Here is a 12,360-nt window from a genome sequence, read left to right as displayed (position 1 = left end):
TCGCCCCGGGCCCTGCCGGACGCCCCCGCGGACCGGGCGGGCGTGCTCCACCTCACAGCGGGCGACGGGGCCGGGCGGGAACAACTCAGGGGGGTCGGCCGTTGATCCGTACGTGGCTGCGGAGGGGACAGTGTCCCCGGGTCTCACCTACAGCCCATGGGGACGATCGTCCGGCTGAAGCCCCATGGAGCGTTCCGCCGCGAGGCGACCGCCCTCCGTCGGCCACGACATACGGCCCCGGCTGGTCTCCCCCGTCCAGCCGGGGCTTCTCCTTGCCCGCCGACGCCGGCCGCCGGGGCGGCGGCCCGCCGTGCCGTCGACAGTGATCCCCGTCAGGTGACGCGATACGCGACCGCGGTCCCCCGGAGCCCACTCCGTCCGGCACACTCACCGCATGGAGATTCCGGAGTTCGTGGACACCCTGGACGAGGAAGGCCGGTCGCTCGCCGCGGCGGCCGAGCAGGCGGGGCCCGACGCCAAGGTGGCGACCTGCCCGGGGTGGCAGGTGCGGGATCTGGTGCGGCACACGGGCACGGTGCACCGGTGGGCGACGGCGTTCGTCGCCGAGGGGTACGCCGCGTACCACCCGGACGGCGGCCTGCCCGAGCTGGACGGCGCCGAACTGCTGGCCTGGTTCAGGGACGGCCACCGCCGCCTGGTCGACACGCTCGCGGCCGCTCCGCCCGACCTGTCCTGCTGGAGCTTTCTGCCCGCGCCCTCGCCGCTCGCCTTCTGGGCACGGCGGCAGGCGCACGAGACGACCATGCACCGGGTCGACGCGCAGTCGGCGCTCGGCGAGACGCCGGACACGGTGACCCGGGACTTCGCGGTGGACGGGATCGACGAGTTGCTGCGCGGCTTCCACGGACGTCCGAGGAGCCAGGTGCGTTCCCGAACGCCCCGTGTGCTGCGGGTGCGCGCCACCGACGTGGACGCGGTGTGGACCGTACGGCTGTCGCCCGAGCCACCGGTCAGCGAACGGGGCGCGGCGGCGGGCGGGGACGTCGACTGCGAGCTGGCGGGGCCCGCGGCACGGCTCTATCTGGCGCTGTGGAACCGGCTGCCGTTCCCGGACGTGACCGGTGACGCCTCACTCGCCGCGCTGTGGCGGGAGAAGTCCGGCATCACCTGGAGCTGAGACACCGGGGCCCGACCCCGATCGGTCCGGGTCGGTCCGCATGCGGTGGCGGTCCGCGTGTGGCAGCCTCCGACCGACGGTCCTCGTGTGACTGCCTCCGACCGGCGGTCCGCGTGTGGTTGCCTCCGACCAGCGGTCCGCGGTGTCAGTCGCCGGTGGCCGTCCCGCCCGCGAGCATCCGCGTCAGCACCGCCCGCTGCGCAGGCAGCACCTCGGCATGGAGCGTTCGCCCCTTCGGAGTGAGGCGGACACGCACCCCCCGCCGGTCCTCCGCGCACATGCCGCGCGTCACGAGACCGTCCTTCTCCAGGCGGGCGATCAGCCGGGAGAGGGCGCTCTGGCTCAGATGGACGCGGTCGGAGATCTCCTGGACGCGGTAGGAGCAGTCACCGTCGGACGCGGCACCCCCGGCCAGCACGTCCAGCACCTCGAAGTCGCTTGCGCCCAGACCGTGTCGGTGCAGCTCGCGGTCGAGCTCACACAGGGTGCGCGCATGCACCGCGAGGATGTCACGCCACTGGTCCACGAGCGCCTGCTCGGCCTTCTTCGCCGCCATGGGCGCACCGTAGCAAAGAATCGAGTTTGTTGCATCGGAATTAAATGCGCTTGCATTCGATGCATATGCATGTACTGTCTCCCGCATGACCTCTCCGCTCACCACCCCCACCACCGAGGGACGCTGGACCCCGCGGCTGTGGGGCACCCTGCTGGTGCTCTGCGCCGCGATGTTCCTGGACGCACTGGACGTGTCGATGGTCGGCGTCGCCCTGCCGTCCATCGGCTCCGAACTGGACCTCTCCACCTCGACGCTGCAATGGATCGTCAGCGGCTACATCCTGGGATACGGCGGGCTGCTCCTCCTCGGCGGCCGCACTGCCGACCTGCTGGGCCGCCGTCAGGTCTTCCTGGTGGCCCTGGGTGTCTTCGCGCTCGCCTCGCTGCTCGGCGGGCTCGTCGACTCGGGCCCGCTGCTGATCGCCAGCCGCTTCATCAAGGGCCTGAGCGCGGCGTTCACCGCCCCGGCGGGTCTGTCGATCATCACCACGACCTTCGCCGAGGGCCCCCTGCGCAATCGCGCCCTGTCGATCTACACGACCTGCGCGGCCACCGGCTTCTCGATGGGCCTCGTGCTGTCCGGCCTGCTCACCGAGGCCAGTTGGCGCCTCACCATGCTGCTCCCCGCGCCCATCGCGCTGCTCGCCCTGCTCGTCGGTCTGAAGCTGCTGCCGCGCAGCGAACGCGAGAAGGACCACAACGGCTACGACATCCCCGGCGCCGTCCTCGGCACGGCCTCGATGCTGCTGCTGGTGTTCACCGTCGTCCAGGCCCCCGAGGTCGGCTGGGCCTCGACCCGTACCCTCCTGTCCTTCCTCGCCGTGGCCGTCCTGCTCACCGTCTTCGTCCGTGTCGAGCGGCGCTCGGCAGGGCCGCTGATCCGGCTCGGCGTGCTTCGCTCCGGCAGTCAGATCCGCGCCCAGCTCGGCGCGATGGCGTTCTTCGGCTCGTACGTCGGATTCCAGTTCCTGGTGACGCTGTACATGCAGTCGCTGCTCGGCTGGTCGGCCCTGCACACCGCGCTCGCCTTCCTGCCCGCCGGCGCGCTGGTCGCGCTCTCCTCCACGAAGGTCGGCGCCGTCGTCGACCGCTTCGGGACCCCGCGGCTCATCGCGGTGGGCTTCGTGCTGATGGTCGTCGGCTACGCACTGTTCCTGCGCATCAGCCTCGACCCGGGGTACGCCACCGTGATCCTGCCGACCATGCTGCTGATCGGCGCGGCCTGCGCACTGATCTTCCCCTCCCTCAACATCCAGGCCACCAACGGTGTCGACGACCACGAGCAGGGCATGGTCTCGGGTCTGCTCAACACCTCCGTCCAGGTGGGCGGCGCCCTCTTCCTGGCCGTGGTGACGGCCGTTGTGACCGCGAACTCCTCGGCGGGTTCCTCGCCGCAGGCCGTCCTCGACAGCTACCGGCCCGGTCTGATCGTGGTGACGGGGATCGCCGTGGCGGGGCTGCTGATCACACTGCCGGGGCTGCGGACCCGGCGCCCGCGGCAGACCGTCGTGGTCGCACGGTCCATGGGGAACGACTCCATGGGGAAGGACTCCGTGGGGAACGACTCCGTACGGGAGGACTCGGAGGGGCGGGTGGCGATCGGCGACTGAACCGGTTCGCCGGCGACCTCAACTCACCGCACCGGCACGGCACTTCGGACCGCCGCTTCGACCCGACGCGCCCGGCAGGCAACCCCTTGCCCGCCGGGCGCGCTGTCGTGACAGACTCGGACCATGGGGAGACGCGCGCAGGAGCAGCGGGACGCGATGACGATCGAGATCGGGTACGCGCTCCTCAGCGCGACCTTCGCGGCGGGCCTGGCGCTGGGCGCCGTATCAGGCCCCGCCCTGCTCTTCGATCTCCCTCTCACCATCGAGAAGGGCCTGATCACCTCGGGGGTACTGCTGGCGACCGCGCTCTTCGCGGTACGCGTGGTCACGGTACTTGTTCGTTTCGGCCGCGCGGCCGGCACTCACCCGAGCCACCCCGGCCGCACCAACCCCGACTCATAGGCCAGCACCACCAGTTGGGCCCGGTCACGGGCGCCGAGCTTCACCATGGTGCGGCTGACATGGGTCTTGGCCGTGAGCGGGCTGACGACCAGACGCCGCGCGATCTCGTCGTTGGACAGTCCGATACCGACCAGGGCCATCACCTCCCGCTCCCGCTCGGTGAGCCGGACGAGCGACTCCGCGGCCGCGGGCTCCTTGGAGCGGGCCGCGAACTCCGCGATCAGACGGCGCGTCACGCCCGGTGACAACAGCGCGTCGCCACCGACCACCGCCCGTACCGCGCGGAGGAGTTCGTCCGGTTCGGTGTCCTTGACGAGGAAGCCGGAGGCGCCGGAACGGATCGCCTCGAAGACGTACTCGTCGAGCTCGAAGGTGGTGAGCATGACCACCTTCACGTCCTTCAGGTCCGGGTCGTCGGTGAGACGGCGGGTCGCGGCGAGGCCGTCGAGCAGCGGCATGCGGATGTCCATCAGGACGACGTCGGGGCGCAGTTCGCGCACCTTGCGCACCGCCTCCTCGCCGTCGGCCGCCTCACCCGCCACCTCCAGGTCCGCCTGTGCGTCGAGCAACGCCTTGAAGCCCGCCCTGACCAGTGACTGGTCGTCGGCGAGCAGGACGCGGATCACCGCTCGCTCCACGCCGCCCACCGGTCCTCCCCGGCTACCCACCGGCTCTCCTTCACCGTTCACCGGTCCTCCTCGACCTTCAGCGGGAGCACGGCCAGCACCCGGAACCCTCCGTCGTCGCGCGGGCCCGCCTCGATCGTGCCACCGAGGGCGACGGCCCGCTCCCGCATACCGGCCAGCCCGTTGCCGCTGCCGCCCGCGTCGGTGCCGGTCGCGGGCCCGTCGTCGTCGATCCGCAGCCGCAGCGTGCCCTGTGCGGCTTCGAGCCGCACGCGCGCGTGCCGCGACCCCGAGTGCCGTACGACATTGGTGAGGGCTTCCTGGACGATACGGAACGCGGCGAGGTCGGTACCCGGCGGAAGCTTCGGAACGCCGCCGGGTTTCTCGATCCCGACCGTCAGACCCGCGCTCGCCGCCTGTTCGACGAGTTCGGGGAGCCGGTCGAGCCCGGGCGCCGGCGCGCGCGGCGCCTCCCCCGGCGTACGGAGTGTGTCGAGCACCTGGCGGACCTCGCCGAGCGCCTCCTTGCTGGCCTCCTTGATGGTGGTGAGCGCCGTACGCGCCTGTTCCGGGTCGGAGTCGAGAAGCGCGAGGCCGACGCCCGCCTGAACGTTGATCACGGAGATGCTGTGGGCGAGGACGTCGTGCAGTTCACGGGCGATCCGCAGCCGCTCCTCGTCGGCACGCCGGGCGGCGGCCCGCGCGCGTTCGGCGCGGTCGCGGGCCCACTGCTCACGGCGTATCCGGGCCAGCTCCGACACGACCACGATCACCACGCCCCAGGTGATGATGCCGAGTTCCTGGTTCCAGGAGGCGGCCCGGTCCCCCGCGGGTGGCAACCAACGGTAGAGCCAGTGCCCCACCAGCAGATGACTGGCCCACAGCATGCCGACGGCCGTCCAGGCGGCCCAGCGGTGCCCCGCGACGACCGCACCGAAGCAGCCGACGGCCACGGTGACGAAGACGGGCCCGTACGGATATCCGACGGCCAGATAGACCAGCGCCGCCGCGGAAGTGCCGAAGGCGACGAGCACCGGGTACCGCTGCCGCCACAGCAGCAGGCCGGTGCCGAGGATCAGCAGCACCCTCGCGAAGAGGTCCAGGGGGGTGCGTTCGCCGTCCTGGGCGTGCGCCGCGAACTGGGAGCCGCCCAGCACGAACACGGTGAGCAGCAGGGTGGAACGCCACGGCCACCGGTCACCGCGACCGCCGTCATGGTCCTCGCCGCTCCATCGGTGCCACCCCGGTGGCCCGTGCCGCCACCACGGCGGTACCCCGCCCCACACCGGGGACCTGGGGGTTCGCTGCTCTTCCATGACGGTCACGCTAGACGGCGCGGGCCGCCGGGGGCGTCAGCCGGGTGAGGTGATCACGCGTACTCCCCACGGAGTACCACCCGGTCGTCGTCAGGGACCGCTCGTGCCGTTCCCCTTGCCCGAGGACCCGGTCGGCTCGGGGTACACCAGGCCCACGCCGTGGGCGAGTTGGTCCACCGCGTGCCGGAAGAACGGCTCGCGGTCCTCCACGAGCCGGTTGAACTGCCCGAAGAGCTCGAACCCGATCAGCCCGTAGAGCTGGGCCCAGGCGGCGACGAGCCCCGCGACCGCATCGGGCGGCAGGTCGGGGGCGAGGTCGGCGGCCATCCGCTGCGCCTCAGCCTTCAGCTCGGGCGACAGCGGGGTGCGGGCCACCCCCTTGCCCCGATAGGCGTCACGCACGATGCCGACCAGCAGGAGCCCCACGCGGGAGGCGGCCGGGATGGTCGTGTCCGGCGCGGCGTAGCCGGGCACGGGCGAACCGTAGATGAGCGCGTACTCGTGTGGCTGCGCCAAGGCCCAGCGGCGTGCCGCCACGCACACCGCGATCCAGCGTTCACGCGGCCCGGCGCCCGCGACCTGCGCGTGCGCCGCCTCCGCACTTTCGCCGAGGGAGTCGTAGGCGTCGATGATGAGCGCGGTCAGCAGGTCGTCACGGCTGGGGAAGTAGCGGTAGAGCGCGGAGGAGACCATGCCGAGCTCCCGGGCGACGGCTCTGAGCGAGAGCTTGGCGGCGCCCTCCGCGGCGAGCTGTCTGCGCGCCTCTTCCTTGATGGCCGCGGTGACCTCGATCCTGGCTCGGGCGCGTGCTCCGCGTGCGGTGCTCATGCGGGAAAGTGTGCCACGTCTTCAGAGCAGTGCACACAAACGAGAGCAGTGCACGCAAAGGAGATCGGGCGCACACCTTCGAGAGCGGTGCACAGAAACAAGATCGGTGCACAGAAACGAGAGCACCGCTCTTGATTTGGATCACCGATCTCATGCAGACTGCTCACAAGCGAGAGCAGTGCTCACAAAAGTGAGCAGCGCTCCCACTCAGAGAGCGGCGCTCTCGCAACCGATGGGGGTCATCATGTCCACGCACGTCCAGAAGCCCGGCTGGTTCACCGTCAACGTCTTCAACCGCTGCGTGGCGTTCATGACCCGCCGCGGCCTGAGCATCTGGGGCTCCCGGGTCCTGGCCGTCCGTGGCCGCAAGAGCGGCGCGTGGCGCACCACCCCGGTCAATCTGCTCACCGTGGACGGTCAGCAGTACTTGGTCGCCCCCCGCGGCCACGTCCAGTGGACGCACAACATGCGGGCCGCGGGCGGCGGCGAGCTGCGCCTCGGCAAGAGGGTGGACACGTTCACCGCGACCGAGGTCGGCGACGACGACAAGGTTCCGCTGCTGCGTGCCTACCTCAAGCGCTGGAAGGCGGAGGTCGGTGTCTTCTTCGGTGGCGTCGGCCCCGACTCGTCCCCCGAGGAGCTGCGGCGCATCGCCCCCGACCACCCGGTCTTCCGGATCACGGTCACGAGCTGACCGGCCGCAAGCCGACCGCCACCCCCGTCAGCCACCGGCCACTCCACGGGTCAGGCTCCGCGGCCAACGGTCACTCCGTGGTCGGAGTACTCTCGGCGGCCGTCGGCGCGGCGACGGCCGATCGCCGGTCGAGCGCGGACAGGGCGCGCCCTGCCATCGGGTGGGAACGCACCATCTCGCCCAGCGTGGTCGAACCGCGGGTGATCCCGGCGAACGCCCTCCAGGCGGGCCGGAAACTGGTGATCGCCGCGTGGAGCATGCCCGGCCGACGCTCGAAGGCCGCGAGCATGCTCCTGCCGACGGCCATCTCCACACCGAGTCCCGCCTTGATGGCGAAGGCGTAGTTGAGCGCCTGGCGCCGGGTGTCCACCGCGTCGTGCGCCTCGGCGATCCGGACCGCCCACTCCCCCGCGAGCCGACCGGAGCGCAGCGCGAAGGAGATGCCCTCGCGGGTCCAGGGTTCGAGCAACCCCGCCGCGTCGCCGCAGACCAGCACGCGCCCGCGCGACAGCGGGGAGTCGTCGGCGCGGCAGCGCGTCAGGTGCCCGGAGGAGATGCTCGGCTCGAAGCCGGCGAGCCCGAGCCGGGCGATGAAGTCCTCCAAGTACCGCTTGGTGGCGGCGCCTTCGCCGCGCGCGGAGATCACACCGACGGTGAGCGTGTCCCCCTTGGGGAACACCCAGCCGTAACTGCCCGGCATGGGACCCCAGTCGATCAGGACCCGTCCCTGCCAGTCCTCGGCGACGGTCTCCGGCACCGGGATCTCCGCCTCCAGGCCGAGGTCGACCTGATCGAGCTTCACCCCGACGTGCGCCCCTATGCGGCTGGCGCTGCCGTCCGCGCCGACGACCGCCCGCGCCAGCACGGCCTCGCCGCCCTGGAGGACGACGGCGACGGTGCGCCGGTCGGGCACGGCGGACCCGTGCTGTTCGACCCGCGAGACCGTCACTCCCGTGCGCAGCTCGGCGCCCGCCTTCTGGGCGTGCTCGACGAGCTGCTGGTCGAACTCGGGCCGGTTGATGAGCCCGAACAGCATCTGCTTGGAGCGCCGGGTGCGGGTGAACTTGCCGTCGAGCGAGAACGTGACCGCGTGCACCCGGTCCTGGAGCGGTAGCTCGAAGCCGGGCGGCAGGGCGTCGCGCGAGGGGCCGATGATGCCGCCGCCACACGTCTTGTAGCGGGGCAGTTCCGCCTTCTCCAGCAGCAGGACGCTGCGTCCCGCGACCGCTGCCGCATAGGCGGCCGAGGCGCCCGCCGGCCCCGCGCCGACCACGACGACGTCCCACACCCGCTGTTCGTCGTCCGCCGAAGAGTTCTCGCTGCTCACGATGGTCTACTGCTCCCAGTCCAGCCGTCTGCCGCCACGGTCCCGAGCATCCTACGGCGGGCTTCGCCGCAGGCCACTGTGGGAGGATCGGGGGCGTATGCGCCCTGCACACCAGGGACGCGCGTACGCACCACCCGATCACTTGTACACAGAAGTACAACGTCGCACCTACAAGGAGCGTGCCCATGTCGTCGAATCCGGTCGCCGAGACCGTCGCCTCGCTCATGCCCAGGGCACAGGCGGAGCTCACCGAACTGGTGGCCTTCAAGTCGGTGGCGGACTTCGACCAGTACCCCAGGAGTGAGAGCGAGGGCGCCGCGAACTGGATCGCCGACGCGCTGCGCGCCGAGGGTTTTCAGGACGTGGCGCTGCTGGACACCCCGGACGGCACGCAGTCGGTGTACGGCTTCCTGCCCGGGCCCGAGGGCGCCAAGACCGTGCTGCTGTACGCGCACTACGACGTGCAGCCGCCGCTGGACGAGGCTGCCTGGACGACCCCGGCGTTCGAGCTGACGGAGCGCGACGGCCGCTGGTACGGGCGCGGCGCCGCCGACTGCAAGGGCGGGTTCATCATGCACCTGCTCGCGCTGCGCGCGCTGAAGGCGAACGGTGGCGTTCCGGTTGGCGTCAAGGTGATCGTCGAGGGTTCGGAGGAGCAGGGCACGGGCGGTCTCGAGCGGTACGCCGAACAGCACCCCGAGTTGCTGACCGCCGACACCATCGTCATCGGCGACGTCGGCAACTTCCGGCTGGGTCTGCCGACGGTCACCTCGACCCTGCGCGGGATGACGCTCGTTCGCGTGCAGATCGACACCTTGGAAGGCAATCTGCACTCGGGCCAGTTCGGCGGGGCGGCGCCCGACGCACTGGGCGCGCTGATCCGCGTACTGGACTCGCTGCGCGCCGAGGACGGTTCCACGACGATCGACGGGCTGTCCGGGGACGCGCGCTGGGATGGGTTGCAGTACGAGGAAGAGGCGTTCCGCAAGGACGCCAAGGTGCTGGACGGGGTCGAGTTGATCGGCTCGGGTACGGTCGCCGACCGCATCTGGGCGCGTCCGGCCGTCACCGTGCTCGGCATCGACTGCCCGCCGGTCGTCGGCGCCACCCCGTCCGTGCAGGCGGGCGCTCGGGCGCTGGTGAGCCTGCGGGTGCCGCCGGGCGTGGACGCGGTCGAGGCGACCAAGCTCCTGCAGGCGCATCTGGAGGCGCGCACGCCGTGGGGCGCGCGGGTGAGCACCGAGCAGATCGGCCAGGGCCAGCCGTTCCGCGCCGACACCTCCAGCCCGGCGTACACGGCGATGGCCGAGGCGATGGCGGTCGCCTACCCGGGCGAGGAGATGCAGTCCGCGGGCCAGGGCGGTTCCATCCCGCTGTGCAACACCCTCGCCTCGCTCTACCCGCACGCGGAGATCCTCCTCATCGGCCTGAGCGAGCCGAAGGCGCAGATCCACGCCGTGAACGAGAGCGTCTCCCCCGACGAGCTGGAGCGTCTCTCGGTCACGGAGGCGCTGTTCCTCCAGAAGTACGCGGCGAGCTGACCACCCGGCAGAGAGGGTCCTCGCCACCCCGCGAGGACCCTCCGGCTCGGCTGCTGAACGGCCTCCACTCCGTGCGCCGTTGACCGTCGGCACCCGATCACCCGATGTCCGCACACCGCCGGCACCCGATCACCCGATGTCCGTACACCGCCGACGCCGGCCGAGGGGTGGCCCGGCATCGACGTCAGCCGAGCGGTATGCCGGCCTCCAGGTAGAGTGCGGCGCCGCGCTCCCGCGCCCGCAGGGCCCAGCGCAGCCGCTCGTAGCGCACCGGTGGCAGCAGGTCCGCCGCCTCCCGCTCGGTCACGAAGCGCCAGGCGCGCAGTTCGGGGCCGGGGAGCAGCAGCCGGCGGGCCTCGTCGGAGCCGAGGCGGCCGCCGTCGAAGAGAAGGCGCAGACCGCCGTAGCCCGGGGGTGCGGGCGGCTCCCAGTCCACGACCAGCAGACCGGGTACGTCCTCGAGCCGTATGCCGGTCTCCTCGGCGACCTCGCGCATGCCCCCGCGCGCGGGAGCCTCCCCCGGTTCGACGACGCCGCCGGGAAACTCCCAGCCCGCCTTGTAGGTGGGGTCGACGAGCAGCACCCGGTCCTCCTCGTCGAAGAGGAGGACTCCGGCGGCGACGGTCTCGGAGGTCGGTTCGGGGGTCTGCACGATGTCGCACGCCGACGCGTCACCGGTGCGTACGGCTTCGGCGACGCGCAGCGCGGTGTCGTACGGGGTGAGGGCGCTGGTGTCGACGAGGTGGGCGTCGGCGGTGAGCCAGGAGGCGAGCGCCGCGCGGTAGGGCTCGATGTGGTCGTAGGACCACTGGCGCACCCGTATCTCGCCGTCGGGAAGGTCCTCGGGTATCTCCCGGCCGGCTATGCGCGCCCGCAGGATCGTTTCCGCCGGGGCGAGGAGCACATGGCGTACTTCGATCCGGCGCGAGGCGAGGCCGCCGAAGATCTCGTCACGGTACTCCTGGCGCAGCAGGGTCATGGGAACCACGAGCACGCCGCCGAGCTCCGCGAGCAGGGCGGCCGCGGTGTCGACCACCAGGCGCCGCCAGATCGGCAGGTCCTGGAAGTCGCCGACTTCGGCGAGGCGTTTGGCGGGCAGCAGGTGCGCGAGCTCGCCGCCGATCACCTCGGGGTCGAAGAGCGTGCTGTTCGGGATCAGGTCGATCAGTTCCCGTGCGGTGGTGGTCTTCCCCGCACCGAACGCTCCGTTGATCCAGACGATCACGGACAGTTCCCCCTCTTCTATTGGCCCCCTGAGGCTTGCCCGCTTCACCCTGCCACGGAAACCAGCCGCAGATGAGGGAGCCGACGGCGCGGCGCCGGTGTTCCGTCCCCGGGGAGCACCGGCGCCGCGTGTCCGTCCCGGCGCCTCAGCCGTCCTGGCCGAGCGCGGTGTCGTCCACGGCCAGGCTGTCACTGCTGAGCGTGTGGTCGAGGCTGCTGAGCGTGTCCTTGGCGGGCAGGTCGCCCAGGGAGTCGCGGTCGACGGCGTGGGACGGGGTGATCGCCGCGACGACGAACCCGGTGGCGAGGGAGGCGATGGCGAGCATGCTGCGCTTCTTCATGCCCGGTTCAACTCCGAACGCGACGAGGAGTCACGGGTGGGTCACGCAACTCCCGCTCCTCCCCTTCGGACACATCAGCGGCACTACGGTCATCCCACTCGAAACACCTCAGGGGGGACGACATGACCAACCCGTACACGGCACCACCCGCCGCATCGGCCCGCACCGCACCGGGCTGGGCCCGCAAGCGCTACGTACTGCCCGCGCTGGCCGTGGCCCTCTTCATCGGCGTCGGCATCGGCAACAGCGGCGGGAACACCACCGAGTCCGCCGCTGCGAAGCCCGGTCCGACCACCACCGTCACCGCCACGACGACCGCGACAGCGACGCGGACGGCCACGGAGACGGTCATGGCGACGCCCGCCGCGACCGTGACCGTGCGGAGCACGAAGACCGTACGCGCGACGGTCACCGCGCAGCCCTCCGTCGCGGGCGGTGGCGGCAGCGACGACAGCGGCGGGGGCTCCGTGTACTACGAGAACTGCGCCGCGGCCCGAGCGGCGGGCGCCGCGCCTGTCCACGTGGGAGACCCCGGCTACGGCCGCCACCTCGACCGCGACGGAGACGGCGTCGGCTGCGAGTGACGCGCGGATCAGTCCTTGGTGGACCCCGGTGTCACGCCCGCGACGCAGTGCCGTTGCGGGAGCAGGAAGAGCGGGATCGTGGGGAGGGCGACGAGGACAGAGCCCGCGGCCGGCAGGTTGCAGTCGGTGAAGAAGGCGATGCCGCAGTCGCCGCAACGCTGTCTGAGGCAGAAC

General features: G+C 71.6%; 13 protein-coding genes and 1 pseudogene. 6 read left to right on the top strand and 8 right to left on the bottom strand.

All coding sequences use genetic code 11. The features are described from left to right. Positions 1-394 precede the first annotated feature (394 nt). The gene (locus tag ACZ7M2_RS25775) at positions 395-1,138 is read left to right on the top strand and encodes a maleylpyruvate isomerase family mycothiol-dependent enzyme (RefSeq protein ID WP_471597253.1); all 744 of its coding nucleotides are present in this window, start codon (positions 395-397) and stop codon (positions 1,136-1,138) included. A gap of 145 nt (positions 1,139-1,283) precedes the next feature. Here ACZ7M2_RS25775 and ACZ7M2_RS25770 read toward each other — a convergent pair whose 3' ends face one another. After that, positions 1,284-1,694 carry a MarR family winged helix-turn-helix transcriptional regulator gene (locus ACZ7M2_RS25770; RefSeq protein ID WP_471597252.1) on the bottom strand — a complete coding sequence of 137 codons (411 nt, stop codon included), beginning with the start codon at positions 1,692-1,694 and terminating at the stop codon, positions 1,284-1,286. An 85-nt stretch (positions 1,695-1,779) separates the two neighbouring features. Between ACZ7M2_RS25770 and ACZ7M2_RS25765 the strand changes: the two genes are divergently transcribed. Next, a complete protein-coding gene (locus ACZ7M2_RS25765) occupies positions 1,780-3,303 on the top strand; it encodes an MFS transporter (protein WP_471597251.1) in 1,524 nt (507 codons plus the stop codon). 123 nt (positions 3,304-3,426) lie between these two features. After that, entirely contained in the window at positions 3,427-3,705 is a 279-nt protein-coding gene (locus tag ACZ7M2_RS25760; RefSeq protein ID WP_471597250.1) for a DUF6332 family protein, read from the top strand. On the opposite strand, the gene ACZ7M2_RS25755 is transcribed toward ACZ7M2_RS25760, so the two are convergent. The 3 genes from ACZ7M2_RS25755 to ACZ7M2_RS25745 form a co-directional block, all read right to left on the bottom strand. Beyond that, positions 3,666-4,331 (bottom strand): response regulator transcription factor, encoded by a 666-nt coding sequence (locus ACZ7M2_RS25755; RefSeq protein ID WP_054228788.1) that lies wholly within the window; start codon positions 4,329-4,331, stop codon positions 3,666-3,668. The two genes, ACZ7M2_RS25760 and ACZ7M2_RS25755, sit on opposite strands and share 40 nt — an antisense overlap. A gap of 59 nt (positions 4,332-4,390) precedes the next feature. After that, positions 4,391-5,647, bottom strand: a complete 1,257-nt coding sequence (locus tag ACZ7M2_RS25750) for a sensor histidine kinase (RefSeq protein ID WP_471597249.1) — start codon at positions 5,645-5,647, stop codon at positions 4,391-4,393. 90 nt (positions 5,648-5,737) lie between these two features. Further along, the gene (locus tag ACZ7M2_RS25745; protein WP_471597248.1) at positions 5,738-6,475 is read right to left on the bottom strand and encodes a TetR/AcrR family transcriptional regulator; all 738 of its coding nucleotides are present in this window, start codon (positions 6,473-6,475) and stop codon (positions 5,738-5,740) included. A 244-nt stretch (positions 6,476-6,719) separates the two neighbouring features. Here ACZ7M2_RS25745 and ACZ7M2_RS25740 point away from each other — a divergent pair, with 244 nt between their 5' ends. Next, a complete protein-coding gene (locus ACZ7M2_RS25740) occupies positions 6,720-7,169 on the top strand; it encodes a nitroreductase family deazaflavin-dependent oxidoreductase (protein WP_079089222.1) in 450 nt (149 codons plus the stop codon). 70 nt (positions 7,170-7,239) lie between these two features. On the opposite strand, the gene ACZ7M2_RS25735 is transcribed toward ACZ7M2_RS25740, so the two are convergent. Next, positions 7,240-8,496: a geranylgeranyl reductase family protein gene (locus ACZ7M2_RS25735; protein WP_471597247.1), complete on the bottom strand. Its 1,257-nt coding sequence runs from the start codon at positions 8,494-8,496 to the stop codon at positions 7,240-7,242. 185 nt (positions 8,497-8,681) lie between these two features. On the opposite strand from ACZ7M2_RS25735, the gene ACZ7M2_RS25730 reads away from it, so the two are divergent. Continuing rightward, entirely contained in the window at positions 8,682-10,037 is a 1,356-nt protein-coding gene (locus ACZ7M2_RS25730; RefSeq protein ID WP_352045528.1) for a dipeptidase, read from the top strand. 184 nt (positions 10,038-10,221) lie between these two features. On the opposite strand, the gene ACZ7M2_RS25725 is transcribed toward ACZ7M2_RS25730, so the two are convergent. Continuing rightward, positions 10,222-11,262, bottom strand: coding sequence for an NUDIX hydrolase (locus ACZ7M2_RS25725; protein WP_471597246.1), 1,041 nt, complete (start codon positions 11,260-11,262; stop codon positions 10,222-10,224). Positions 11,263-11,407: 145 nt separating this feature from the next. Next, entirely contained in the window at positions 11,408-11,602 is a 195-nt protein-coding gene (locus tag ACZ7M2_RS25720; protein WP_471597245.1) for a hypothetical protein, read from the bottom strand. A 122-nt stretch (positions 11,603-11,724) separates the two neighbouring features. Between ACZ7M2_RS25720 and ACZ7M2_RS25715 the strand changes: the two genes are divergently transcribed. Beyond that, positions 11,725-12,186 carry an excalibur calcium-binding domain-containing protein gene (locus ACZ7M2_RS25715; RefSeq protein WP_471597244.1) on the top strand — a complete coding sequence of 154 codons (462 nt, stop codon included), beginning with the start codon at positions 11,725-11,727 and terminating at the stop codon, positions 12,184-12,186. Positions 12,187-12,194: 8 nt separating this feature from the next. Here ACZ7M2_RS25715 and ACZ7M2_RS25710 read toward each other — a convergent pair. After that, positions 12,195-12,320, bottom strand: a pseudogene (locus ACZ7M2_RS25710) (carbohydrate ABC transporter permease); the annotation flags it as partial. Positions 12,321-12,360: the final 40 nt, after the last annotated feature.

The sequence above is a fragment of the Streptomyces sp. NPDC111507 genome (assembly GCF_055638955.1).
Note: the sequence above shows the minus strand (reverse complement) of the source record. Positions and strands in the feature narration are given on the sequence as shown.